Raw genomic sequence first — 26112 nt, 5'->3', positions numbered from 1 at the left:
GGAAGAATGAGTCTTAACCTGGCATGGAATAATGAACAACAGGATAAAGAAATTACAGAACCGATGATTGCAATGCTGGAACAGTTGCTAGAACTGGCCGGAGAATCAGAAGGGGTTGCAGACGGGGAAGTTGCTCTGACTTTTGTGAACGATGAGCAGATTCATGAGTTGAACCGTGATTATCGGGGCATTGACCGTCCAACGGATGTATTATCTTTTGCGATGAACGAGACGGTGGATGAAGAACTCGATATTATCTATGAGCTTGACGAAGATGAAGAAATGGAAGAAATGCCGGATGTTCTCGGAGACATCATTATTTCCGTGCCCCGAACCATCCTGCAAAGTGAGGAATATGGTCACTCCTTTGAACGTGAGCTTGGTTTTTTGTTTGTTCATGGTTTCTTGCATCTGCTCGGGTATGACCATCAGGATGAAGCCAGTGAAGCCGAGATGATGGGCAAACAAGAAGCGGTATTGGCCCAGGCCGGGTTGACACGATAATGAAAAGGCGCTCCTGGGGTCTGGTATTCCGCAATGCTGCGGAAGGTATCGCATATGGGTTGCGGACTCAGCGTAATGTGAGAGTTCACACGGGAGTTGCCGTTTTGATGTGTGCAGCTGGCTTTTTTTTCAGAATTACAAGAACAGACTGGATGTTTGTGCTGACAGCTGTCTTTATGGTTCTCGTGACCGAAATGATGAACACCGCTGTAGAAGCTGCCGTTGATTTGGCACATCCCCACATCCATCCGCTGGCAAAAGCGGCGAAGGACACCGCGGCCGGAGCAGTTCTGCTGGCTGCGGTATTCGCTGTCATCATCGGCTGTATTGTATTTATTAAGCCGGTGATGAGCTTGCTAGGTTTGTACTGATTTTGTTTTGTTTTGATTTTAATACTACACACTAATATAAAGTGACTTGATGCAAACACGATAACGGAGAGGTCAGAAGAAACTTGAAGAAACGGAGTGTGCGCCTTTATCCCCGGATTTCCCCTTAATAAAGGGATCAAAAAAATCTGGGGATAACAGCGCTCGGAAGGTTGTTCTGACAGCGGAGTGTCCAGTGTTAATGCACTAGTTTGATTTTATATTGCACCCTAAGGGAGAGAATAATGATGGATAATAGTTTGTTGATGCAGGAAGCGATTAAGGCACGTACGAAAGCGTACACGCCGTATTCCCATTTTGGTGTAGGTGCAGCTTTGCTTGACAGTGAAGGACATGTGCATCATGGTTGTAACATCGAGAATGCTGCGTATACACCAGGCAACTGTGCTGAGCGTACAGCCATGTTCAGTGCTATTGCAGGAGGACAGCAGCCTCGCAGTTTCAAGGCCATTGCCATTGTAGGAGATACGGATGGTCCGATTGCCCCGTGTGGTGTATGTCGTCAAGTCATGTACGAACTGTGTGAACCCGATATGAAAGTCATCTTGGGGAACATGAAAGGTGATCTGCAAGAGACTACTGTTGCCGAACTTTTACCATGGGCATTTGGACCTTCTGATCTGAATTCCGCCAAAAAATAAACCAATACATTCCAGGCCTAGGCGCCTGAGGAGGAACATATGAAAAAACAAAAATTCAAATCCGGTTTTGTAGCCATTATCGGACGTCCAAACGTTGGTAAATCCACTCTGATGAATCAAGTCATTGGACAGAAAATTGCAATTATGTCGGACAAGCCGCAAACAACCCGTAATAAAATTCACGGTGTATATACATCGGACAATCAACAGATCGTTTTTCTGGATACACCAGGGATTCATAAACGTCAGTCCAAATTAGGCGATTATATGAACCAGACCGCTTTGAATACACTGAGTGAAGTGGAGGCAGCCTTATTCTTGATTGATGCTTCCGAAGGTATGGGCGGTGGTGACCGCTATATTGCGGAACAGCTGAAAAATATCCGTACGCCTGTCATTCTCGTCATGAACAAAATTGACAAAATTGAGCCTGAAGCTCTATTACCACTTATTGAAGAGTATCGCAAATTGCACGATTTCGCTGAAATTGTCCCTGTGTCTGCCAAGCATGGCAGTAATGTCAGCACATTACTGGAACAGCTCGGTAAGTATCTGCCGGAAGGCCCACAGTACTATCCTGATGACCAAATTACTGACCACCCAGAGCAGTTTGTATGTGCAGAGTTGATCCGTGAGAAAATTCTGCAGATGACTCGTGAAGAAGTGCCACACTCTATTGCCGTAACCATTGAGGATATGAAAGTACAGGATAACGGTGTCGTGTATATCTCAGCCGTCATCTTTGTGGAACGGGATTCGCAAAAAGGGATTATTATCGGGAAGCAGGGTGCCCTTCTCAAAGAAGTGGGTAAACGCGCCCGACACGACATTCAAAACCTGCTCGGCTCCAAAATCTTCATGGATCTGTGGGTTAAAGTGAAAAAAGACTGGAGAAATCAGGACCGGGTTCTGCGCGATCTTGGCTTTGGTCGTGACTAATAATCGAAGCTGTATCCAGTAATTGCAACACATAGTTTACCTTGCAAGACTCCATCCTATTTGGTAGATGCAGACGTCATTTCCGAAGAGAGGATGAAATTCCGATGCGAGATTTTTCGTGGAAGGTTTTTGCGATGACGGGGGATGTGGAGTCCTATTTGTTATATACCGAGGCGTGTAACTCGTTAGGACAGGAGTCGGATAATGCAAGCGAAGTGATTGAAGATGAAGAAGTCGAAGGATAAGTGGCTGATTCGGGAATGGTTAGGTGACGAGGCATGCTATACAGGGTGGAAGGGATTGTCATCCGCAGCATGGACTACGGCGAAGGGAACAAAATCATTACGCTTTGCACCGAAAGTGGCGGGAAAGTAGGGGTACTCGTCCGCGGTGCCAAAAAGCCCAAGAGCCGACATGCTGCACTGGTGCAGCCGTTTACGTTTGGTCAATATGTTTATTTTCGCAATACGGGTCTGGGCACACTTAATGCTGGAGAAATTGTTGAATCATATCATGAGTTGCGTGAAGATCTGGTCAAGGCCTCTTATGCCTCATATGCGTGTGAACTATTGGATCGAGTGCTTCAGGATGAAGAGACAGGTACATTTTGGTTCAAACAGCTAAAGGCGTGTTTGCAGGCGTTGAAGGAAGAGAAAGACCCCGTTGTCATTACGAGTCTGTACGAGATGAAAATTTTACAGGCATCCGGTTATGGTCCGCAGTTGGATGAGTGCATCTCCTGTAACCACGAGCGACCGGATGAGCAATTGTTTATTAGTCCCAGACTAGGTGGCGTCCTGTGTCGTGCATGCAAACATTATGATCCTCCAGCGATGTCAGTCAGTCCAAAGGCTCTGAAGTTATTGCGTTTGTTTACGCAGTTGGACCTGCAACGCTTGGGGAATATATCCGTGAGTGAGTTTACCCGTGATGAGATCAAAAAGGTGATGCGAGCCTTTATGGATCATCAACTGGGTCTGAATCTTAAATCCCGTTCTTTCATCGATCAGATGGAGAAGTACGGGATTTAAGGCGTTATATGTGTGAGTGAAATATATCTTGACTTCATACTGGTTTTTATATAATATGAAATATAATTTCTCTTTAGGAGACATGCATTGAACGAGAAAGTAAAAGACTGAATTTATTGCATTTATGGAGAACAATCCTTTGTACGATGGTTGTTCATTATGAATGAGCGAGCCGGGGATGGTGGGAGCCTGGCTGAATCGGTCTTTGAAACGGCACTCGGGAGCATGAATGGACACGGAAAAGTGGGCCTGAACAGACAGGGTAGCCTGTTTGATTCAAGCCAAGTAGGGTGGAACCGCGGGAATAGCTCTCGTCCCTACGTCTGTACAACAGGCGTAGGACGGGGGCTATTTATTGTTGTCTTCACCCGTTCTAAGCTTGCTAACAAACCATTGAAAAGGAGCATGATTATGAATTTTCAGCAGATGATTCTGACGCTGCAACAATTCTGGGCTGAGCATAACTGTATAATTGTCCAGCCATACGATACGGAAAAAGGGGCAGGTACGATGAACCCGATGACCTTTTTACGTTCGCTTGGACCAGAACCTTGGAAAGTGGCCTATGTTGAGCCTTCCCGTCGACCTTCAGACGGACGTTATGGGGAGAACCCAAACCGGCTGTACCAGCATCATCAGTTCCAGGTTATTATCAAACCTTCTCCGGACAATATTCAGGAGATCTACTTGGAAAGTCTGGAACGTCTGGGCATTGATCCGCTCAAACATGACATTCGGTTTGTTGAGGACAACTGGGAAAATCCTTCCCTTGGCTGTGCAGGTCTAGGTTGGGAAGTATGGTTGGACGGAATGGAAATCACACAATTTACGTATTTCCAACAGGTTGGTGGGATCGAAACGAATCCGGTAGCTGTTGAGATTACGTATGGTATGGAGCGTCTTGCTTCTTACATCCAGGAAAAAGAGAATGTGTTTGATTTGGAGTGGGTGGAAGGTATCACTTATGGTGATGTGTTCCGTCAGCCGGAATTTGAACACTCAAAATATACGTTTGAAGTATCCGATGTTAAAATGCTATTCACTCTCTTCAACATGCATGAAGAAGAAGCGAACAAAGCAATGGCACAGCATTTGGTATTCCCGGCATATGACTATGTACTCAAATGTTCCCATACGTTCAACCTGCTGGATGCTCGCGGAGCTATCAGTGTAACGGAACGTACCGGCTACATCACGCGTGTTCGTAATCTGGCTCGCCAAGTCGCTGCAACATATATGGAAGAGCGTGAGAAGCTAGGCTTCCCGCTGATCAAGAAAGGGGGAACCGAGCATGTCTAAGGATCTGTTGTTTGAAATTGGGCTGGAAGAAGTACCTGCGCGCTTCATGCGTGCAGCGATTGCGCAACTGCAAGAACGTGTCGTGAAATGGCTTGATGCATCTCGTATTGCTTATGGGGAAGTGAATGCGTATGCCACACCTCGCCGACTGGCTGTTGTGATTCAGAATGTTGCTGACAAACAAGAAGATATTGAGGAAGAAGTGAAAGGTCCTTCACGTAAAATTGCACAGGACGACAGTGGGAATTGGAGCAAAGCTGCACTGGGGTTTGCCCGCAGTCAAGGCGTTGAACCGGACCAGTTTACGTTCAAGGAACTGAATGGTGTCGAGTACATCTATGCTTCGAAGAGCAGTAAAGGTGTGGAAACCGCATCTGTAATCGGTGAAGGACTTCTGTCTGTGCTTCATGCCATGACATTCCCGAAATTCATGCGTTGGGCTTCCTATGATTTCAAGTTTGTACGTCCTATCCGCTGGATCGTGGCTATGCTTGGCAGTGATGTCATCGAGCTTGAAGTGACAGGCGTGAAATCTGGTAATGTGACTCGCGGACATCGTTTTCTCGGAAATGAGGCTGTAATTTCCAATCCGGTTTCTTATGTGGAAGTGCTGCGCTCCGAACATGTTATTGTAAATATCGAAGAACGTGAACACATGATTGTATCCCAGATTCAGGCACTGGCTGCAGAGAAAAATTGGGATATCGCGATTAAGGAAGATTTGCTTGAAGAAGTTTTGTTCCTGGTGGAAACACCCACGGTATTGTTCGGAACGTTCGATTCTTCATTTTTGAATATCCCACAAGAAGTATTGATTACTTCCATGCGTGAGCATCAGCGTTATTTCCCTGTATTGGACAGTGAAGGGCAGTTGTTGCCATACTTCGTGACGGTGCGTAATGGAGGACGTGATTCTCTGGATGTCATCGCAAAAGGGAATGAAAAAGTACTGCGTGCACGTCTGTCCGATGCCAAGTTCTTCTACGAGGAAGACCAGAAGTTGCAGATTAAGGACGCATTGTCGAAGCTGGAAAGCATCGTCTTCCAGGAAGAGCTGGGTACGGTTGGAGATAAAGTGCGTCGTATTCGCAAGATCGTCGATGGATTGGCCGCTAAGCTACATGTTTCCACGGATGTTGCTGAGTCGGTTAGTCGTTCGGCAGATATCTGCAAATTCGATCTGGTGACGCTTATGGTGGGGGAATTCCCTGAACTGCAAGGTGTGATGGGTGAGGATTACGCTCGTAAAGCTGGCGAAAAAGAAGAAGTGGCCAAAGCCGTATTTGAACACTATCAGCCGCGTTTCGCCGGGGATCAATCTCCAGCTTCTCTGATCGGTGCCATTGTAAGTGCTGCGGACAAAATGGATACGATCGTGGGATGCTTCTCCATTAACATCATTCCAACGGGTTCTCAAGATCCGTATGCTCTGCGCCGCCAGGCTGCAGGTATTGTACAGATTTTGCTGGATCATAAGCTTCCGCTGACTTTGTCAGACGTGTTCGGAGTGGCTCTACGAGTGCATGCACAGATGAACCTGTTGAAACGTGCAGATGAAGAGGTTCGTAAAGATCTGCAGGACTTCTTCGGTCTTCGTGTGAAGAAATTGTTGTCCGAGACGGTGCGCTATGACGTAGTAGATGCAGTGATTTCTTCCGGATTCGATGATATCAGCGCTGTTGTTCCAAAAGGTGAAGCGTTAATGGCGGCTGTTCTGACAGGGGATGCATTCAAAACGACGGTTGAATCATTCAACCGTGTGGGTAATTTGGCTGCTAAAGCATCCAATGCTTCCGTGCATCCGGAACTGTTCACAGAAGATGGAGAACGCCAGTTACACGAGTCATGGAGCAGAACGAATGCAGAGTATCGTCAGGCATTGACTCAGCACGATGCTGCTGAAGCGTTGGCTATTGCATCTGCATGGAGGGACGATGTTACCTCATTCTTCGATTCGGTCATGGTTATGGCTGAAGATGAAGCTGTTCGTGCCAACCGTCTTGCCTTGCTTGCAGCCATTGATCGTGACTTGAAAGCATTTGCTGATTTTTCCAAGTTGGTTTGGTAATGGGGAGTATTTCATGAGTCCTGTTCCACAGACTTGAGGCAAAGCTGAAATTCAGTATTAAAGAAGGATATATGAGGGTATAAATATACGGAACGGGTTGTGAAATGTATTTTTAACAACCGCTCCGTATATTAGCCTTTGATTTCCATTGTCTGGGCAGAAGGATTTTGCCTGGCCGGGGTCGTATATTACAGTATGCAGCTATTTTATGAAACCGGGTGGTCTGGGTTTGAGTGAGTTAAATATATGCCATATTGTGGTGGATGGTGATGCTTGCCCGGTCAAAACCGAGATTGCGCAAACCGCTCGCCTTTTCAACATCCCTGTACTTTTAGTCTCTTCATTTGATCATTTGCTTCAAGGGGAGAAGGGGTGCGTACCGTGCAAGTGGATCGCAGTGATCAGAGCGCAGACTTGTATATTGCCAATCATATTAAGCCATACGATGTGGTTATCACTCAGGACTATGGACTTGCGGCACTTGCGCTCGGCAAACGTTGTTATGTTTTATCCTTTCGTGGTCGTGAGTATAACGATCGTGACATTGATTTCATGTTGGATTCTCGTCATACTGCAGCCAAAGCACGAAAAAGAGGCCATTACGGGAAAGGCCCAAAGCCTTTCACAGAGCAGGATCGTGAATTTTTTCAACATAAACTGACAAAACTTTTAAAAGATTTGCAGGAGAATGTGTAAGTTTATCGAATTATATTTACGTGTTAAGAGATGAAGGTGGCACAAGATGAGTAGCGGACAAGGCGGTATACCCGAAAGTATTATTGAATCGGTATTACAGCAGCATGATATCGTCGATACGGTGAGCAGATTTGTGCATCTGACCAAACAGGGAAGTATATGAAGGGTCTCTGTCCTTTTCATTCCGAGAAGACGCCTTCGTTCACCGTTACACCTGAGAAACAAATTTTCTACTGCTACGGTTGCGGCACGGGTGGAAATGCCATCAAATTCAGGATGGAAATCGAAGGGTTATCCTTTCCCGAGGCTGTTAAGACAATGGCGGAAGAAAGTCATATCTCTATGGGTGACTGGCAAGGTCGTGAATCTGCTCATGTGAATCCGGAGACGGAACGTCTGTTGGAGGCCTATGAGCTTACCGCGAAGCTGTATCATTTTTTGTTGAAAAATACAGAGCATGGCAAGTCAGCCATGGAATATTTACGCTCACGAGGTTTTGGCGACAAGCTGATCGATCAGTTTCAGATCGGGTTTGCACCAAATCGTTGGGACACATTAGTGCAATTTCTTGAGAAACGTAACTATCCGCTCGAAGAGATGGAAAAGGGTGGGCTTCTGTCACCCCGAAATGAGGGCCAGGGATATGTGGACCGATTCCGTGACAGGATTATGTTCCCGATTAATGGCAGGAGTGGTAAGCCCATTGCATTTGCAGGACGTATATTGGGAGACGGGCAACCTAAGTATCTAAATTCACCGGAAACCCGGTTATTTAACAAAAGCCGTGTTCTCTATAATCTGCATCATGCCAAAAATGCAATTCGCAAACAAAGACAAGCCATTTTGTTCGAGGGATATGGTGATGTCATCTCCGCATGGGATCAGGATATCCAGAATGGTGTAGCTGCAATGGGTACTGCCCTAACCGAGAATCAGGCACTGATGCTCAAAGGGATGTGTGACGAAGTCATATTATGCTATGATGGCGACCGAGCAGGACAGGCTGCAGCACTCAAAAACTTTCCCATTCTTGAGGAAGCCGGGTTACAGGTCAAAGTTGCTCTCATTCCTGAGGGACTTGACCCGGATGATTTTATCCGAAAGCATGGTGGTGAACGGTTCCAAAACCAGATTGTGGATGGTGCCGTGACAACTACAAAATTTAAACTTATAAACCTAAAAAAAAACCATATACTGCTAGAGGGTGGCGGACAAATCGCCTATTCAAAGGAAGCAGTGAAATTGATTGCCCCCTTACCTTCTCCGACAGAACGGGAAGTGTATCTTCGTGAACTAGCTGCAGAAGTGGACGTATCTTACGAAACATTGAAGCAGGAGTGCAATGAAGAACGGGAGGCGATGAAAAATAACCTCCAGTATGGGGATAATAACCCGAGAAGGTGGAATAATGGTAGGCAACAAAATAGGCAGGTGCCTACACCGAATCTGTTGCCAGCTTACCACGCTGCTGAACGTAAACTGATCGCCTGGATGTTACAGGATGATGAGGCTGCCCAGTACGTGAATCAGCATCTTGGTGAAGCTTTTAACTTGGATGATCATGCAGCTATTGCTGCTTATCTATATGCCTACTATGCGCAAGGCAAACCGTCGGATACAAGTCGTTTTATGTCTTCACTGCATGACGATCGCCTGGAAAAGACGGTCAGTTCAATCTCGATGATGGATGGTCCAGGTGAATGGAGTATTCAAATGCTCGACGATTGCATCAGAGAAGTGCTGAAGTATCCGCGTAAGAAACAGTACGAAATGAAAAAAGAAGAAATGATTGCTGCAGAGCGGGCAGGTGATTCTGTACGCGCGGCACAGATTGCAACTGAAATGATTGCCCTAGAGAGACAGTGAACGTCTTATTATTGGATGTTTCTAGGGAGGAGGGAGTCGAATTATGGCGAATGATCAGCATACTGAACTAGAAACAGAATTGACACTGGATCAGGTTAAAGATCAATTGATTGAAGCAGGTAAGAAAAGAGCTTCGCTGAATTACAAAGAAATTATAGAGAAACTCTCTCCGTTTGAGCAGGATGCAGAGCAAATGGATGAGTTCTACGAGCAACTGAGCGATCTGGGTATTGATGTTGTGAATGAAAATGATGAAGAGGTTACACTTCGTCCTAGTGAAGATTCCGAGAACAACACCAGAGAGGGAGACGAAGAGTTCCGCTTTGATGATGATCTGAGCTTGCCTCCTGGAATCAAAATCAATGACCCTGTTCGTATGTATCTCAAAGAAATTGGTCGTGTACCCTTGTTGTCAGCAGATGATGAAGTACAACTGGCTAAACGGATTGAAAACGGGGATGAAGAAGCCAAACGCCGTCTGGCTGAAGCGAACCTTCGGCTCGTTGTCAGTATCGCCAAGCGTTATGTTGGACGTGGAATGTTGTTCCTTGATTTGATTCAGGAAGGTAATATGGGTCTAATCAAAGCGGTTGAGAAGTTCGACCACAAAAAAGGATACAAGTTCAGTACGTATGCGACATGGTGGATTCGTCAGGCGATCACTCGTGCGATTGCTGACCAAGCACGTACCATTCGTATTCCCGTGCACATGGTCGAGACGATTAATAAGCTGATCCGGGTATCCCGTCAGCTGTTGCAGGAACTTGGGCGTGAACCAACTCCAGAAGAAATCGCTGCGGAGATGGATCTGAGTGTGGAGAAAGTTCGTGAAATTACGAAGATTGCACAGGAACCGGTTTCTCTGGAAACACCAATTGGTGAAGAGGACGATTCTCATCTGGGTGACTTCATTGAGGATCAGGAAGCACTGGCTCCAGCGGATGCTGCTGCATATGAGTTACTGAAAGAACAGCTCGAAGATGTACTGGATACATTGACTGAGCGTGAAGAGAATGTTCTTCGTCTACGTTTCGGTCTCGACGATGGACGGACAAGAACGCTGGAAGAAGTGGGTAAGGTATTTGGTGTTACGCGTGAGCGTATTCGTCAGATCGAAGCCAAAGCTCTTCGGAAATTGCGCCACCCGAGTCGCAGTAAACGACTCAAGGATTTCCTCGAATAAATCGAACTATGGGAGACTTTCCGCATGACGCTTTAGCGGCGGCGGGGTCTCCTTTATGTTTAATTTGAACGTCTTGATTTCTTTCTTTTGGAAATTCATCCTTGAAATGTTTGATTGGATTTCATTTTATCGCTTTTCCTTGCTCAATGCAAATCAATAAATTAAATGAATGGTGTAGGTGTTCCATGAAACTTTCGAATCGATTACAACGAATACATGATCAAATTCCCGAGGGCAGCCGCATGGCTGATATCGGTTCAGACCACGCATTGTTGCCAGTAGCTGCAGTACGTAGTGGGAAAGCTGCAAATGCAGTAGCTGGGGAAGTTAATCCTGGTCCCTATGATGCTGCATGCAAACAAGTCAGCGATGCTGGCCTAAAAGAAAAAATTACGGTACGCCGCGGAGACGGGCTGGATGTGATCTCTGCGGGAGAGGTGGATGTCATCACCATTGCAGGTATGGGGGGGGCCCTGATTGCCTCCATTTTGGACCGGGGTTTATCCAAACTGGCAGGGGTACAGTTGCTTATTCTGCAACCGAATGTGGGAGAGGATATCCTTAGACGTTGGTTGCTGGAACATCACTGGGTGGTTGTAGCAGAGCAGTTGCTTGAAGAAGATGGTAAGATCTATGAGATTATAACCGCGATGCCACAATCCGTAAGTCCAATTGCCAATGTGGAGGTATACCGTGCGCGTCCGCTTCAAGGCGGGGCAGAATTGACTGAAGATTTACTGCTGCGTATGGGACCGTATTTGACGGATCGTCCAACGGACGTGTTCTTTGTCAAATGGGAAAGTGAGATCGTCAAATTGCAAGGTGTTGTGCACTCTATCTCCAAATCTGATCAAGATTCTTCCCGGGACAAGGCAGCTGAGGTGGAACGTCTTATCGCAAACTTGAAGGAGGTTTTGGCATGTTTGCCAAAGGTCAAACTGTAATTCAACTGATGGAGCAACTCGCTCCAAAACATCTGGCTGTACCCGATGACCGCATTGGTCTTCAGCTCGGCAGTTTGCAAAAGGAAATCAGTCACGTGCTTGTCGCTTTGGATGTGACGAATGAAGTGGTTGACGAAGCGATTCGCGTGGGTGCTAATCTGATTATCGCTCATCATGCCATCATCTTCCGACCGGTCAAGTCACTGAGTACGGATACACCTATGGGGAAGTTGTATGAGAAGCTGATCAAGCATGATATTGCAGTCTATATTAGCCATACGAATCTGGATGTAGCTGAAGGTGGCATGAATGACTGGATGGCTGAAGCACTCGGCATCGAGAGCAAGGAATCACTGGAGGATGTACATACTGATCATCTGTACAAGCTGGCAGTATTCGTACCTCGTACGCATCATGAACAGGTCCTTCAGGCCATTCTGGAAGCCGGAGCCGGAAGTATCGGTCAATACAACAAGTGCAGCTTTAACACCGAAGGTACAGGAACGTTTGTACCAGGCGAAGGAACACAGCCGTTTATCGGTACCCAGGGACAGATGGAACGTGTGGAAGAAATGCGGATTGAGACGATTGTACCTCAAAGTCTGCGCAGTAAGGTCGTTCAAGCGATGCTTAAAGCTCACCCGTATGAAGAAGTGGCCTATGATCTCTATGCCATGGATTTAAAAGGCCGTACGCTCGGTCTGGGACGCTTGGGGCCCCTTAGGGAGCCTAAGACATTAGGTGAGCTGGTGGAGGTCGTAAAGACCCAATTCAATGTGTCTCATGTTCGTGTTGTAGGAGATCTGACCAAGCAGATCAAAAAGGCAGCGGTTCTTGGCGGTTCTGGCAGCCGATACGCTCTCACAGCCCGTTTCAAAGGTGCAGATGTTATTGTGACCGGGGACATTGACTATCACACAGCCCATGATGCGTTGATGGCAGGCATGTGTATCATTGATCCCGGACATAATTCGGAGAAGATAATGAAACCGAAAACAGCCGATTGGCTTCGTTCCCGTTTGCAAGATAAACGATATGATACACAAGTTACTGCCTCTGAGGTAAATACGGAAGTATTCCAGTTTCTTTAAAAAAGAGAAGGGCCTGCGTGGTTCCCATTAATATTAAGCTTGTCTGGGAACCCAAATGCCTGTATACTATGTAATGTTGTTCGGAAAGCTTGACAGACAATCGCTGGTGGCCTTTGTTGCCACGAGAGGAAAGTCCGGGCTCCACAGGGCAGGATGCTGGATAACGTCCAGTCAGCGCGAGTTGAAGGATAGTGCCACAGAAATGGACCGCCGATGGCCGGATCTTCCGGCACAGGCAAGGATGGAACCGAGGTGTAAGAGACCCCGAGGAACGCTGGTGACTTCGTTCCTGGTAAACCCCATCTGGAGCAAGACCTAATGGGACACAGTCGTCTCTTCGGAGAAGGCAGCCTTAGCCCGAGGTGTGTCTAGGTTGGTCGCTTGAGCTGTGCAGCAATGTATGGCCTAGATAGATGATTGTCGCTTCTGGTGGGAGGGTAGTTCCCGTATGAACCACGAAGAGCACAGAACCCGGCTTACGGTAAGCTTTCCTAACTGCAACAACAAAACCATAGCAACTAGCAACACAATGTAGTCCACCTATCAGTCGAGGACAACTCGTATGAATCATCCGATGGCCTGACTGATCAGAAGGACCCATGAACATCTGTAAAAACATAATTCCTGTTGATAACAGGTTCTATAGAAAAAGGCGGCAGTTCCGAGATTCTCGGGCCTGCCGCCTTTTTTTGTTTCTCATATCAAGTTAGTCAACCTCATACGCTAATATATCGCGAACCGTTCATGACAGTTCATTACAGTGTAACGACACTGTCCGATGTTAACGAAGCATGCCAGCGTTGAATGGCACGATCCATTCGTTCCACGGCTTCAGGGAGAAGTTCGGGATCGGTGTGAGTGAAATTGACACGCATGCGGTTTAACTCTGGTGTACCCGCGTAGAAGGAATCACCTGGGACAATGCATACTTTCTCCTGAATGCCGTAAGTGAACAGATTGCTTGCCAGCATACCTTCCGGCAGTTGCAACCACAAGAACATGCCACCTTGTGGTGAATTCCATGAGATGCCTTCCCATGATTTGGCTGCCATGAGTGTGGTGAGTGTTATCATTCGTTGTTCATAATCCTGTGAAATATGGCGGATATGCACATCCAGATCAAAAGATTCAAGCAGTGCATGAAGAGCTCTCTGGTCGATGCTACTGGAATGCAAGTCCGCACCCTGTTTGGCCCGGGCAGCTATTTTGACAATATCGGGAGCAGCCAAAATCCAGCCGGTACGAAGTCCTGGTGCTACCGTTTTGGAGAATGTACTGGTGTAGATGACATTGGAAGGTCCATCATAGGATGCTGCATCCAGTTCGGCGAGTGCAGGGACATCCAACTGCTCCGGATTGAACCGAATTTCACCATAGGGATCATCTTCCAGAATGAGCACGCCATACTTGCGGCACAGATCCACGGCTTGCTGTCTTCTTGCACGTGACCACACTTTACCTGTGGGATTGGAGAACGTTGGGTTAATATAGACGAGTTTTGGACGATGCAACTGGAGCTGTTCTTCCAGCGATTCCGGCAGCATTCCGTCATCATCACAGGCTACGCCGTGAGACTCGGCCTGGTAGGAATGAATAACCTGCAGGGCAGCGAGATAGGTTGGAGATTCAACCAATACGCTGTCGCCTGGATTGAGAAGAATTCGGCAAACCAAATCAATGGATTGTTGTGAGCCTGTAGTCAGGAGCATATGGTCGGGTGAAGCGGGAATACCCTTGGATTCAAGACGTTTGGCAATTTGAGCGCGGAGAGGACGGTAACCTTCAGTCTCCGCATATTGAAGAGCGGCTGCTCCGCCCATAAATACCTTTTCATATGCAACGCGAATGGCTTCCAGCGGGAATGAAGTCTGGGCTGGTAACCCTCCGGCTAGGGAGATCATTCCAGGTGCCTGAGCGGCCTGGAGCATGTCGCGAACGACAGAGGACGGGGTGTTTTGTGCCATTTTGGACCATGGGATACTCATGTTATTCTCATCTCCTGTTATTCACTGTTATACTGATATTATAAACTATATTAGACGGAGTGCACTATAACAGTAAAATGAAGATCATAACAGTTGGGAGGAGCACGCATGCATATTGAGTTAAAGCGGGGAAGCAGTACCAAATTGTACGTGCAGATTGCGTTAACGATTGCAGATCGCATCAGATCAGGTCTCATTGAGCCCGGAACAAGGCTTCCTTCCATTCGTAAAATGACCACTGATCTGGGTGTCAGCCTGGTCACCGTATCCAAAGCATATGCTGAACTCGAAGCGATTCAATTGATCACCTGCTCCCAAGGCAAAGGTTGTTATGTAAGAGGTGCGGTACAACCGGATCAGATGGAAGATATGGATTTTACTCCGCGAATCAATGGAAATAACGAATCCAGTACGCCATGGAATTGGCAGATGGCACTGGTGGATTATTTGCCGCGAGCACAGCTCTGGAGACATTTTGATACGTCACCTCAGGTAGAGTATGAATTTCATATGTCTTCTATTCAGCCTGAACTGCTGCCTACACGCGAGATTATCGACAGTGCCTACCGCTTAACTTCTGATCATGCAGAGCGTATGGCAGCGTACGGATCGTTTCAGGGAGATCGGGAACTCAGGCAGACCTTTGCTACGCATTTTGCCGAGCGTGGACTACAGGCGACACCTGAACGAATGCTGATCACAAGCGGGGCTCAACAGGGAATTGATCTTGTTGCACGGACTTTTGTCGGTCCTGGTGATGTGGTGTACATGGAGGCACCAACCTATACGGGTGCCATTGATGTATTTACGAGCAGAGGGGCCAAGATCATTACGGTGCCCATGGATGATGAAGGCATGCGTATTGATCTGTTAACTCGTCTGTGTGATACCTATCCGCCCAAGCTGATCTATACGATTCCGACTTATCACAATCCAACGGGCATTACGATGAGTGCAAGAAGGCGAGCTCAGCTCCTTAATCTCGCACAAAGTTACCACTGTCTCATTCTGGAGGATGACCCGTTTGCTGATCTTTATTTTCGTGACCCTCCGCCGGCTTCCATCAAATCGATGGATGGGACAGGTCATGTGGTATACATCAAAAGCTTTAGCAAGGTGTTATCCCCTGGTTGTCGTGTAGCCTGCGCTATCGCAGACGGAAGTGTATTAACCCGACTTGTGGCTGCGAAATCTACGGCGGACTTGGGTAGTCCACTACTTACCCAGAAAGCCTTGCAATCTTTTATTCAGAATCAGTATGGTGACTATGTATCCCGGTTAAGGGATGAATTGTATTCTCGCTTGTGTGTAGCATCCGAAGTATTGGAAAGGTATGCTACTACCGGCATGCACTGGCGTTTGCCAGAGGGTGGACTCAATCTGTGGCTTCAACTGCAGCATAATCTGGACATGCGTGAACTTCACCGTCAGTCACTTGCTGCCGGAGTTTCATTTCTTCCCGGTTCCGCCTGTTATGTGGGAGAGACAGATACATCCAGTCTGCGCATCTGCTTCACCGTGACAGACGCCGAGCTTCTGCGGGAGGGGCTTCGTGTACTGTGCGGAGTCATTGAGAGAGTCACACCGCAACAGGGTGGGGCAGTAGCGGACAGGCTACCGCTCATATAATTTTCCAGAGTATGGACATACATCCAATCCACTTTCTACCTAATGCAATAGGTTATAGTATCACCAGAAAGGGAGTTGGTTTTGAAATGAACCATTACTGTCCACCGCTTTGCCCGATTGTCTGTGACCCGATCCAGGTTGTTGAGGATTACTATATCCCACAAATCGTGCCTGTCATCCACCCGATTGAAGTTATCAAAAAACATCACTGTGTTCCGATTCATCATCACATGTACCCGGTTGTTGTCAAAGAGGAAGAAGAAGACCCATGCTATGTTTCCAATCACAATGCGAAGAAAAAACCCGTGAAAAAATCAGGCAAAGCCCGCACAACTTCTCGCAAACGCTAATCGCAGCGGGTGCCCCGGGGAATTGGATATATACCAAAGAGCAGCGACGCCCCGGGGCGCAGCTGCTTTTGTGTTTTTACAGAGAAACGGTCATTACGGGGTATACTTTTTCATTGTGTTATCCATCTGTTGTCTGACATGCTGGGGCCAGAACTGTAGGGGAGCGCTGTTGCCTGATGCTGCCTGCAGTGCTTTATAGACATCGATCTGCCCATAACCGTAATACTTATCATGACCCGGATCACCGAGGTCAATGACACTTTGGCGCATCAGATCCATCACTTCCGTATTGGTCAAATCCGGGTTCAGCGAACGAATCAAACCTGCAAGTGCTGCTACATGGGGGCTAGCCATGGATGTTCCAGACAAAGCTGCATACTGATTATCTGGATAGGTACTGGCGATACTGGACCCTGGGGCCATCACATCCACATAATCCCCGTAATTGGAATACGACGCTTTGTTCATGTCCGGGTCCGTAGCTGACACGGCAAACACTTCTGGATAAGCTGCCGGGTAACCAGGACGCTCGGTATTATCGTTCCCTGTGGCTGCAATCAATACGATATCCCGGTCAAAAGCGTATTTAATGGCATCATGCAGAAATTGTGCGTCGGCATAATTGCCCAGACTCATATTAATGACCTTGGCTCCATGATCGGCTGCCCAGATGATGCCCTCGGCAACAGCGTATGTGGTCCCTGAACCCGAGTTATCCAGTACTTTGACTGGAAGTACTTTGTTATACCAGCTCATACCAGCCACGCCTTCATTATTGTTGACGATAGCGCCGATAATGCCTGCGACGTGTGTGCCATGTCCCACATCATCCATCGGCTTGCTTCCCGGCTCAACCACATTATAGCCCTCAAGGAGCTTACCCTTCAGGTCTGGGTGATTCATATCAACACCCGTGTCAACCACCGCCACGATAACATCCTTGTCCCCCTTGGTAATATTCCAGCCGCGGTTAGTCTCAATCGCAGGCAGGTTCCACTGATAATCGGAGAACAAAATATCGTTAGGGATCGTTACATCTGTTTGTTCAGTTACGGTGTCATTGGTTAAATACATGTAATGTGGCTCCAGGTACAGAGGATTCCATTTGCTTTCGAAATAGGCATGCAGTTGCTTGTAATTCATATGTTCTGATCGAAAAACATACGTGTATCCCAGCTTGCGCGCAGATTGCGTTCTTAAATCGGATTTGATGATGCGCATATCTCGTTCACCGGGGTCCTGTCGAAAGCGGATGACGATTTCATTTTCGTAAAAATGGCTAGCATTGGCATTATCATGTCCTGTTTTTACCGTGATTTCGTTCAAGGTATCTGGATGTACGGATTCAATCTTGAATTTACCCTCACGCGGATATGGAATCATACGCAGATTTTTGCGCTGATGTTGTTCAACAGAATTCAGTATGTTCTGGCTGAACAAGGCAATTACAGCTCTTTTTCCATCTTTGGATGGCTGTCCCATGACAAAATACTTTTCTTTCCCCAGTGGGAAAGAGGAGGATTCAAAGCTTTGACGTTTGTTCACTGCTTTTTGGGCGAGCTTTAAAGCATGTTCAAGCTTCTGCTGCTCCTGCTTGCTTCCTTGTTTGGGTGCATGATCGAAATGCTTACCCAATGAGCCATCCTTGTTCATCAGATGAATGGATCTGATATGTCCATGTGAGCTTTGAAGATCATTCATGTATCGGGTTAACTGTTGATCATTCATGGTGGAGGTTTTCTCCAGCAGGATACTCAGATGTTGCTTGGCATCCATACGGGTGAGTAGATCTGTCGCTTTCACATCCTGTACTTTTAAACGGTGTTTATTCGTATGTTCCTCCTGAGCAGAATCAGGCATGGCGCTTGGCTTGGGTTCGGGACGATTGGATGTGGGAAGCAACAAGCTCAGGGCCAGTGCTCCTGCACCAGCTGCAAGAGCCCAATTGACCCATTTCGGTCTGGACATAGGGGATGGAACCTCCTTCGTTCATTTGGACAATCATCATACAGTGCCTATAACGCAACATTGTCACTGGTTGTATCTATCGTTAGGAAAAGCCGATCATTTTATGCAGGAGACTTTCAGTTAAACTGCGTATAATAGGCATGTTCCATTGCATAAACGGAAAGCATGATTAAGGGATACCGCTCGTCATCTTTTTATGGTAGGATTATAGCTGAGAATTCAAAGGTCAGGGGAAAACCACCGTTGGCCGACCTATATGTAAGGACTTATTTAAGGGGGAGCTACCTTTATGTCAGCAGCCAATGTACAGAAAACATGTGAGTCAACTAGGGAAAAGTTAAAACCGGCTATCGATCGGATCGAAAAATTTTTGAATGAAAATGCTTTGCCTGAACTGGATCAGAATCAGACGGAAGAATCAACCGTTTTCTACAAAGGATTTCTTTCGGATCTTCGTCATCTGCTTGTTTTTTCTGAAGTTTCTTACGAAAAACTTGGCGTTGTGCTGCGTCGTGCCAACTTTGATGTCGATTTTGCCGAAAAGGCTCTTTATAATACGTATCACCAATGCGTAAACAGCTTTTTCTATCCCAAAAATGAATGTTATTCCGAAGACGGAAGATATGCGTACACAGGACAAGATGCCATACGTTTCCGTGACAAGCCAATCCGTTCGGTACGGGATGTCATTCTTGAGGTTTCCAAAACGTACGAAGAATTGCGCGATGATCTGGCATATTATGAGAGTGACTACTTAACTCAACGGCGCATGCAAAATCAGCGTAATCACGCTTAACTAACATTGATCCATGATCTGAAATCGGACAAAACCGCCCTTGTGGCGGTTTTTTTTATGTCCAAATACAAGTGGCGGTTCTACTTCCATCATGACATCATCTGACATTTTGGCGGAGAATATCGGGTTTGTGGCGGGGAGACAATAGTAGTCGAGGTGATAAAAAATGAGCCATGACAAACCCGTTGTCAAATGCAGTGTCTCCAACTGCAACTTTTGGGGAGAAAATAATTTCTGCCAAGCTGATGCCATCATGATTGACATTGACCAACATGCCACTCGTCGTCTGCATGAGGAATTTGCCGGAGAGACATTTGATTCTGACCATCATGATCATGCACGTACATCCTCTGCCACATGCTGTCACACGTTCAAACCCAAGTAAGCAGTCATCCCTATTCATACTGGAGGTGCTTTCAAGTGAAAAATGACGATAATAAGTATAATTTTACGGATCGTCCTAAGGCCAATTTCAGCAGTGACAGTGAAAAACAGCGCAATCGTGTCGATTATCCAAGAAAAGCATATCGAGAAGAATACGGTGCGGAGGTTGCCCCTCCAACTGCTGTACGAACTGAGCGTAGTGTGGAGCGGTCAACAGAAGTGCCTGAGAAACATGAGGCAGACCGAGTCATGGAATCTACAGGCAAAGTTGCAGGCTACATGGGTCTTGCCTTCGGGATCGCGTCCTTGTTCATGTGGTCTATTGTACTTGGACCTGCAGCAGCGGTACTAGGTTACTACGCTTATGTAAATGGTCGTAAAACGGCGGGAGCCTGGTCCATCGGACTGGGTATTGTAGCCACATTGAGTTATTTTTTCATGATTCCCTTCGCACGATAAGGGGTCAAAATTTTAAGAAGACCTACTACCTTCTGCTCTCACGCATATATGGTGATTGCAGAGGGTTTTTTTCGTAATTGCGCAAGCGAGTTGCTCTGATTCAACTATTTTTTATGAAAACAATGGAACCTTGCTGTAAAACGATGTAGAATAAGGTCATAATAAGCTTAATTATACGGGAGTGAGTATAACGCATGCAGATTGATCCACGCGGGTCGCGGCAGTTGTTGGAACTACAATTGTCCAATGTTAATAATCAAACCAATGGATCAGGCGCAGCTGCTGGTTCAACAGTGGATTTCGCCAGTATGATGGACGGGCTGTTAGACACAAGTGCGAATACGACGAGCAATTCGGAAGCCGTTGCTACAGTCTCCAAAAGATCAAGTGATGGTCTGTTGTGGCTGCAACTTGGAAGCATGTACAATCCAGATATAAATACAGGATCTACCTCTTCATCGAGTGACACCGTGGGGTCTTTATCCGCTTTATTGAATACCGGGAAATCGGATTCTGGTGCATCTGTACCTACGGATTTTGAATCTTTGATTGCGCAGGCAAGTGCTAAATATGGTGTTCCTGAATCATTGATCAAAGCCGTCATTGACACAGAATCCAATTTTAATCCGAATGTAGTGTCTTCTGCTGGTGCGAAGGGACTTATGCAATTGATGGATGGCACAGCTACAGGTTTGGGTGTGAGTAATGCATTTGATCCTGCTCAGAACATTGATGCAGGCACTAAATATCTATCTCTTCAACTTCAACGTTTTGGTGGCGAGGTGAAGATGGCACTTGCTGCTTATAATGCGGGGCCGGGGCGTGTTTCGCGTCTGGGCGTGTCCAGTGATAGCGAACTGATGAGTGTACTTAATCGTCTGCCTACAGAAACTCAGAATTATATCTCCAAAGTGGAGAAGGCTCAGTCGAAATATATGATCTAGACAGAAAGAATGTATTTGCGATACTCAGCATATGCGGAAGAGATCAAACGCGGGAACAGCAGAGCCTAAGGCAATCTGTCCCTGATTGGTCTTTTTGTGTTGTATGGGTATCGTGTTACAATGCTCACTGTAGATTCCATGAACGAAGAGATAAGGGAGGTTAACCTCATTTGAAATATTTCGATTATGCTGCAACTACGCCGCCTCACACGGATGTGATTCGGACCATGACCGAAATTATGGAAACACAATTCGGAAATCCCTCCTCCATTCATGGATACGGAGAGCGTGCTCATCAATTGTTGCGTCGTGCTCGATCAGCCTGTGCTGTGGCAATAGGCGTTAAGACGGAAGAGATTGTGTTTACTTCTGGTGCAACTGAGAGCAATAATCTCGCGATCAAAGGCGCAGCATTACGTTATCAGTCACGAGGCAGACACATCATAACAACGGCTACCGAGCATGCCTCGGTATATGAAAGTTTTATGCAATTGCAGCAGTGGGGTTGGGAAGTGACATGGCTTCCTGTGAATTCCGTTGGTGTGGTGAACGCGCAGCAGGTTGTAGACGCGATTAGACCAGATACGGTGCTAGTGAGTCTGATGCATGTTAACAATGAAACGGGAGCTATCCATCCGATTGCGGAGATTGGCAAACAATTGAAAAAGAAAGCGCCGAGAGTGCTTTTCCATGTGGATGGTGTTCAGGGCTTTGGAAAAATAAAATCTTCACCTGCGGCTTGGGGGGCAGATCTCTATAGCCTGTCTGCTCACAAGTTCCGGGGACCGAAGGGAGCAGGTCTCCTTTATGTTCGAAGCGGATTGGAGCTTACTCCTCTATTGTCAGGAGGGTCACAGGAACAGGGTCTCAGGGCTGGCACGGAGAACGTTGCCTTACTGGTAGGCATGGCAAAGGCCATGCGACTGGCAGCAGAAGATCAGGTCGATTTTGCCCGGCGTACAACGATGCTGCGTGATCGAATCATGGAGTTCATACGTGAAATTCCTGAGTTCGTAGTGAACAGTCGGAAAGAGGGCGCGCCTCATATTGTGCACTTCTCTTACCCCGGGATGAAGGCAGAAGTGGCACTACACACTTTGGAGCAACTTGGCGTGACCCTATCGACCCAATCGGCCTGTTCTTCACGTTCGGCGGAACCGAGTCGTGTTCTACTTGCGATGGGTAGAGATGCAGCTTGTGCTGCTGGCGGGTTACGTATTAGTCTTGGGGATGAGCACACAGAAGAAGATGTAGTCTTGCTTGAGCAGGCACTGCATCAGATGGTGGCGCAGTTGCGACCGTTGGAAAGGCGGATGTGAATTAGTTATGAAATATGATATGTTACTTCTCCGTTTCGGAGAGTTTATGTTAAAGGGGAAGAATCGTGCCCGATTCGAAAAAACAATCATTACGCAGGTGAAAGCTCTGTTGAAACCTTATCCAGGAGCGAGCTTACGCAAAGAATATGGCCGTGTATATGTGGATCTTGGCGGTGAATCCCATACCCAAATGATTGCGGTGCTGAAGCGGGTGTTCGGAGTCATGTCGATTAGTCCGGTCAAAGTCACACCATCCGAGCTGGATGAGATTGTGAAAACGGCCGTTGCTTTTATGGACGAAAGAGAGGGTGAGTTCAAGGAAGGCACTACATTTAAGGTGAATGCACGTCGTGTGTGGAAGGAATTCCCGAACTCTTCGCATGAAATGAATCATCTGGTGGGTTCCCCGATTCTTCGGAAGTTCCAACAGTTAAGTGTGGATGTTCGCGAACCTGATATTGAACTGCGAGTGGAAATTCGTGATCAGGGTACGTATATTTTCAATGAAACCATTCCCGCAGTAGGCGGATTCCCGTTGGGTACGAATGGAAAAGCAATGGTGCTGCTCTCCGGTGGCATAGACAGTCCAGTTGCAGCATGGTCTTCCATGCGTCGTGGACTGGAAGTGGAATGTGTACATTTCTACAGTTACCCGTTCACGAGCCAGCGGGCCAAAGAAAAAGTCATTGATTTGGCGCGTGCCCTTGCTGATCATGCAGGAACGATTAAGCTACATCTGGTTCCATTTACAGAGATCCAAACGGCATTCACCCAACTGGGTCAGGATAACTTGATTATCACCCTGATGCGGCGTTCCATGTTGCGAATTGCAACCAAGCTTGCAGAACGTGAACGTGCGCTTGCACTGATTACGGGCGACAGCCTGGGGCAGGTAGCGAGTCAGACTCTTCCAAGTATGAACGTCATTGGTCGTGCTACGGAGCTACCACTGTTGCGACCACTGGTTATGATGGATAAACAGGAGATCATCACCCTCTCCAAACAGATTGGAACGTATGACATATCTATTTTGCCATATGAGGATTGCTGCACTCTCTTTGTTCCAAAGTCGCCGTCAACGAATCCAAACCTTCGGATTGTGGATAAAATTGAATCGATATTACCCCTGTTGCCAGAATGGGTAGACCAGGCTGTAGAGCAGACAGAAACGATTACACTGCATGCCGGCGAAACTTCTGTGGTATCGAATCAGACAGGTGATAATAGCATAAAAGAGGATTGGTTCTAAACGATGTAAAAGAATTAATTCTGACATAATAAGGAATATGTTAACTGTAAAAAAGGACTGTCCGATGTATTATCGGTCAGTCCTTTGTGCGTTCCTGAAGAATTTCAGCTGAAATTGTATTTAAGAGTATGAACGCTGTTGCTCGCCGCCAGTTCCATGGCTACTGGAGCGTTTGCGATAACCTGCAAATACTACACCTGCAATAACGACAACGATGAAGAGAATTCGCAACGCCGGATGTTCAGTGAAAAAGGGCAAAAGCCGCTGCTCCTCTGTGATCATATTGGAGGCTGTATACCCAAGAACGATGGCTCCGATATAGATGATCCAGGGGAAATGATTGATTAGTTTGATAAACAGGGTGCTGCCCCAGACGATAATTGGTACACTGATCAAGAGTCCGAGGATGACAAGCACCAGATGCTGCTGTGCAGCTCCGGCCACGGCAATCACGTTATCAAGTCCCATGGCTGCATCCGCGATCACAATGGTGCGAATAGCAGTCCACAAGGAAGTTCCTCCCTGGATATCATTGTGTTCATCTCCCTGATCCGCCAGTAATTTATAGGCAATCCAGATCAGCAGTATGCCTCCCACAAGTAAGAGCCAGGGCACTTTAAGCAACCACAATACAACAACCGTTGCCAAAATCCGAATCAGCAGAGCGCCACCCGTTCCGTATAGAATCGCCTTTTTCTGCACAGAAGGGTGCAAATTTCGAGCTGCGAGACCAATGACGATCGCGTTATCCCCAGCCAGAATCAGATCAATAAAGACAACGTTCAACAAAGCCAGCCAAAATGTGGGACTAAATAGCTCCATGAGATATGTCACTCCTTATATAATGTTCAATCGTTAAGAATAGCATGGACAACTCTAACATACAAGTTAGTGTGGGGGATGAGGACATGGACACACTTTGGCTGTTAACCGAGATTTTAATGATCAATTTAGTGTTGAGCGGAGATAATGCGGTTGTGATTGCACTTGCAAGCAAGGATCTGCCACCTGCGAAACGCAAAAAGGCGGTATGGTGGGGGGCTTTTGGTGCGGTACTGTTACGCTGCGTATTAACCTTCGTAGCCGTATTATTGCTGGGTATTCCGTTTATACAAGCGGCAGGTGGGCTGCTGCTGCTCTGGATTGCTGTGAAGCTGCTGCTTCAGAATGATGATGAAGTACATATTCGAGAAGCTTCTACGACCTGGAGAGCCATTCAAACCATTCTGATTGCCGATTTTGTGATGAGTCTGGATAATGTCTTGGCCATAGCAGCATTGGCTGATGGAGATTTAGCTTTGATCGTCGTTGGGATTGCAATCAGTATCCCCATCGTCGTGTGGGGGAGCGGGTTAATTGTTGGGTTGTTGAAGCGATATCCGATTCTGGTCTTTGTTGGTTCGGGCATTCTGGCCTTCACGGCTGGTGAGATGGTGATGAAAGATCCCAAGTTAGGAGAATGGCTGGGAGGAATGGCATCCGAAGTGCATACACTGCTACCTGCAGCAATGGCTTGTCTTGTGGTTGCGGTTGGAGGAGCGCATAAATTTGTCCGTCGAAATGCATAGCTGGATCTCAATAATAGCTTAGATATATGGCCGTCTGAACCGTCCGGTTTGGGCGGTTTTGTGATGAGGGAAATACTCTTTTCTAAACAACGCTCACTGGACTAGTCATAACTTGCAGATTTTAGGGTAATACAGGTAAAGAGCGTAAGCAAATCGCGACATAAAGTATAGTTTTTTGCAGAAACATCGGATACACTAGAAGCAGGATTGCAGGATTGGAAAAGCCCAGTCATCGTGGAATGCTTATAGTTATAAGGGTTAAAATACATAGCCAATGGTATAAGAGGTGATTGCAGATGAAGATGAGGAATGAAAAAGCGATTGGAATATGTATTGTAGCTGCGGGAATTATTATTCTGCTTGGCAAGTTTGGTGTGTTTGGATTTATTGGTCGTAACTTCTGGCCTTTGTTAATTTTGCTACCAGGCATTGCCCTTCTCGCTTTGTATTATGCGCGAATTGCACCATCGTGGTCACTTGTGCCTGCAGGCACACTAACCGTGTATGGCGTATTGTTTGGGATAACGAATGTTTGGGGGCAGGTCTAATGAGCAGATTGTGGCCTGCCTTCTTGTTGGGGATCGCCGTGGGGTTATTGTCGTATGGAATGGCAGAGAGGCGAAGACCGGAGTATGTGTTACCAGCAGCTTTGATTCTAGGTGCTGTATCCATCATTTTATTCGGATTCACCTTGCTACATACAGGAATAATCTATGTTCTTGCGGTTGTTTTGATCTTGGGCGGAATCTGGTTATTGCTTGGACGAGGACGTCAAGGGAGAGGCTGGTAACATTCCCAGTAGCTTTTTCA

General features: G+C 46.8%; 26 protein-coding genes, 1 other RNA gene and 2 pseudogenes. 25 read left to right on the top strand and 4 right to left on the bottom strand.

What is annotated here, in order from left to right; translation table 11 throughout:
• The first annotated feature begins 6 nt into the window (after positions 1 to 6).
• The 14 genes and pseudogenes from ybeY (at position 7) to rnpB (ending at position 13145) form a co-directional block, all read left to right on the top strand.
• On the top strand, positions 7 to 504 hold the full coding sequence (ybeY, locus tag C0Q44_RS27795) for an rRNA maturation RNase YbeY (protein ID WP_105410377.1): 498 nt from the start codon (positions 7 to 9) through the stop codon (positions 502 to 504).
• Positions 504 to 875 carry a diacylglycerol kinase family protein gene (locus C0Q44_RS27790; protein WP_105410376.1) on the top strand — a complete coding sequence of 124 codons (372 nt, stop codon included), beginning with the start codon at positions 504 to 506 and terminating at the stop codon, positions 873 to 875. Before ybeY ends, C0Q44_RS27790 begins: the two co-directional genes overlap by 1 nt.
• A gap of 245 nt (positions 876 to 1120) precedes the next feature.
• A complete protein-coding gene (locus tag C0Q44_RS27785; RefSeq protein WP_105410375.1) occupies positions 1121 to 1534 on the top strand; it encodes a cytidine deaminase in 414 nt (137 codons plus the stop codon).
• A gap of 39 nt (positions 1535 to 1573) precedes the next feature.
• Positions 1574 to 2473: a GTPase Era gene (gene era / locus C0Q44_RS27780; RefSeq protein WP_105410374.1), complete on the top strand. Its 900-nt coding sequence runs from the start codon at positions 1574 to 1576 to the stop codon at positions 2471 to 2473.
• 104 nt (positions 2474 to 2577) lie between these two features.
• The gene (locus C0Q44_RS27775) at positions 2578 to 2718 is read left to right on the top strand and encodes a YqzL family protein (protein ID WP_017687249.1); all 141 of its coding nucleotides are present in this window, start codon (positions 2578 to 2580) and stop codon (positions 2716 to 2718) included.
• Between the two features lie 33 nt (positions 2719 to 2751).
• Positions 2752 to 3504, top strand: a complete 753-nt coding sequence (recO, locus tag C0Q44_RS27770; protein WP_105410373.1) for a DNA repair protein RecO — start codon at positions 2752 to 2754, stop codon at positions 3502 to 3504.
• Positions 3505 to 3915: 411 nt separating this feature from the next.
• Positions 3916 to 4803 carry a glycine--tRNA ligase subunit alpha gene (glyQ, locus tag C0Q44_RS27765; protein ID WP_105410398.1) on the top strand — a complete coding sequence of 296 codons (888 nt, stop codon included), beginning with the start codon at positions 3916 to 3918 and terminating at the stop codon, positions 4801 to 4803.
• Positions 4796 to 6871: a glycine--tRNA ligase subunit beta gene (gene glyS / locus C0Q44_RS27760; RefSeq protein ID WP_105410372.1), complete on the top strand. Its 2076-nt coding sequence runs from the start codon at positions 4796 to 4798 to the stop codon at positions 6869 to 6871. Before glyQ ends, glyS begins: the two co-directional genes overlap by 8 nt.
• A gap of 208 nt (positions 6872 to 7079) precedes the next feature.
• Positions 7080 to 7567, top strand: a pseudogene (locus C0Q44_RS27755) (YaiI/YqxD family protein).
• 4 nt (positions 7568 to 7571) lie between these two features.
• Positions 7572 to 9433 (top strand): annotated as a pseudogene (gene dnaG / locus C0Q44_RS27750) (DNA primase); the annotation flags it as partial.
• Positions 9434 to 9476: 43 nt separating this feature from the next.
• On the top strand, positions 9477 to 10616 hold the full coding sequence (rpoD, locus tag C0Q44_RS27745) for an RNA polymerase sigma factor RpoD (protein WP_105410371.1): 1140 nt from the start codon (positions 9477 to 9479) through the stop codon (positions 10614 to 10616).
• Positions 10617 to 10801: 185 nt separating this feature from the next.
• Positions 10802 to 11560, top strand: a complete 759-nt coding sequence (locus C0Q44_RS27740; RefSeq protein ID WP_105410370.1) for a tRNA (adenine(22)-N(1))-methyltransferase — start codon at positions 10802 to 10804, stop codon at positions 11558 to 11560.
• Entirely contained in the window at positions 11536 to 12651 is a 1116-nt protein-coding gene (locus C0Q44_RS27735; RefSeq protein ID WP_105410369.1) for a Nif3-like dinuclear metal center hexameric protein, read from the top strand. The genes C0Q44_RS27740 and C0Q44_RS27735 overlap by 25 nt, the downstream gene beginning before the upstream one ends.
• Before the next feature lie 84 nt (positions 12652 to 12735).
• Positions 12736 to 13145, top strand: an RNA gene (gene rnpB / locus C0Q44_RS27730) — RNase P RNA component class A.
• Between the two features lie 261 nt (positions 13146 to 13406).
• Here rnpB and C0Q44_RS27725 read toward each other — a convergent pair.
• Positions 13407 to 14636, bottom strand: coding sequence for an aminotransferase-like domain-containing protein (locus C0Q44_RS27725; protein WP_105410368.1), 1230 nt, complete (start codon positions 14634 to 14636; stop codon positions 13407 to 13409).
• A gap of 108 nt (positions 14637 to 14744) precedes the next feature.
• Between C0Q44_RS27725 and pdxR the strand changes: the two genes are divergently transcribed.
• Both pdxR and C0Q44_RS27715 read left to right on the top strand, forming a co-directional pair.
• A complete protein-coding gene (gene pdxR / locus C0Q44_RS27720; RefSeq protein ID WP_105410367.1) occupies positions 14745 to 16265 on the top strand; it encodes a MocR-like pyridoxine biosynthesis transcription factor PdxR in 1521 nt (506 codons plus the stop codon).
• Positions 16266 to 16351: 86 nt separating this feature from the next.
• The gene (locus tag C0Q44_RS27715) at positions 16352 to 16615 is read left to right on the top strand and encodes a hypothetical protein (protein ID WP_105410366.1); all 264 of its coding nucleotides are present in this window, start codon (positions 16352 to 16354) and stop codon (positions 16613 to 16615) included.
• A gap of 93 nt (positions 16616 to 16708) precedes the next feature.
• On the opposite strand, the gene C0Q44_RS27710 is transcribed toward C0Q44_RS27715, so the two are convergent.
• A complete protein-coding gene (locus C0Q44_RS27710) occupies positions 16709 to 18583 on the bottom strand; it encodes a S8 family peptidase (protein WP_105410365.1) in 1875 nt (624 codons plus the stop codon).
• A 289-nt stretch (positions 18584 to 18872) separates the two neighbouring features.
• On the opposite strand from C0Q44_RS27710, the gene C0Q44_RS27705 reads away from it, so the two are divergent.
• Entirely contained in the window at positions 18873 to 19379 is a 507-nt protein-coding gene (locus C0Q44_RS27705) for a YpuI family protein (RefSeq protein ID WP_105410364.1), read from the top strand.
• On the opposite strand, the gene C0Q44_RS30430 is transcribed toward C0Q44_RS27705, so the two are convergent.
• Complete coding sequence (locus tag C0Q44_RS30430; protein WP_181151200.1) at positions 19380 to 19634, bottom strand: hypothetical protein; 255 nt, start codon at positions 19632 to 19634, stop codon at positions 19380 to 19382.
• Between C0Q44_RS30430 and C0Q44_RS27700 the strand changes: the two genes are divergently transcribed.
• From C0Q44_RS27700 to thiI, 5 genes are all read left to right on the top strand, one after another.
• Positions 19546 to 19764 (top strand): DUF1540 domain-containing protein, encoded by a 219-nt coding sequence (locus C0Q44_RS27700; RefSeq protein ID WP_105410363.1) that lies wholly within the window; start codon positions 19546 to 19548, stop codon positions 19762 to 19764. The two genes, C0Q44_RS30430 and C0Q44_RS27700, sit on opposite strands and share 89 nt — an antisense overlap.
• A gap of 35 nt (positions 19765 to 19799) precedes the next feature.
• Entirely contained in the window at positions 19800 to 20222 is a 423-nt protein-coding gene (locus C0Q44_RS27695; RefSeq protein WP_105410362.1) for an MFS transporter, read from the top strand.
• Positions 20223 to 20416: 194 nt separating this feature from the next.
• Positions 20417 to 21166: a lytic transglycosylase domain-containing protein gene (locus C0Q44_RS27690; RefSeq protein WP_105410361.1), complete on the top strand. Its 750-nt coding sequence runs from the start codon at positions 20417 to 20419 to the stop codon at positions 21164 to 21166.
• Between the two features lie 170 nt (positions 21167 to 21336).
• Positions 21337 to 22485, top strand: coding sequence for a cysteine desulfurase family protein (locus tag C0Q44_RS27685; protein WP_105410360.1), 1149 nt, complete (start codon positions 21337 to 21339; stop codon positions 22483 to 22485).
• Between the two features lie 7 nt (positions 22486 to 22492).
• Positions 22493 to 23734: a tRNA uracil 4-sulfurtransferase ThiI gene (gene thiI / locus C0Q44_RS27680; protein ID WP_105410359.1), complete on the top strand. Its 1242-nt coding sequence runs from the start codon at positions 22493 to 22495 to the stop codon at positions 23732 to 23734.
• A gap of 120 nt (positions 23735 to 23854) precedes the next feature.
• On the opposite strand, the gene C0Q44_RS27675 is transcribed toward thiI, so the two are convergent.
• The gene (locus tag C0Q44_RS27675; protein WP_105410358.1) at positions 23855 to 24556 is read right to left on the bottom strand and encodes a TerC family protein; all 702 of its coding nucleotides are present in this window, start codon (positions 24554 to 24556) and stop codon (positions 23855 to 23857) included.
• A gap of 86 nt (positions 24557 to 24642) precedes the next feature.
• On the opposite strand from C0Q44_RS27675, the gene C0Q44_RS27670 reads away from it, so the two are divergent.
• The 3 genes from C0Q44_RS27670 to C0Q44_RS31645 all read left to right on the top strand — a co-directional run bounded on the left by C0Q44_RS27670 (position 24643) and on the right by C0Q44_RS31645 (position 26092).
• Positions 24643 to 25302, top strand: coding sequence for a TerC family protein (locus C0Q44_RS27670; RefSeq protein WP_105410357.1), 660 nt, complete (start codon positions 24643 to 24645; stop codon positions 25300 to 25302).
• 296 nt (positions 25303 to 25598) lie between these two features.
• Positions 25599 to 25850, top strand: a complete 252-nt coding sequence (locus C0Q44_RS31650) for a hypothetical protein (RefSeq protein WP_308737477.1) — start codon at positions 25599 to 25601, stop codon at positions 25848 to 25850.
• The gene (locus tag C0Q44_RS31645; protein ID WP_308737476.1) at positions 25850 to 26092 is read left to right on the top strand and encodes a hypothetical protein; all 243 of its coding nucleotides are present in this window, start codon (positions 25850 to 25852) and stop codon (positions 26090 to 26092) included. Before C0Q44_RS31650 ends, C0Q44_RS31645 begins: the two co-directional genes overlap by 1 nt.
• Positions 26093 to 26112: the final 20 nt, after the last annotated feature.

This window comes from Paenibacillus sp. PCH8, assembly GCF_002968835.1.
Taxonomy (GTDB): Bacteria; Bacillota; Bacilli; order Paenibacillales; family Paenibacillaceae; genus Paenibacillus.
The sequence above is the reverse complement of the archived record's forward strand: the minus strand, read 5'-3'. Positions and strand labels throughout refer to the sequence as shown.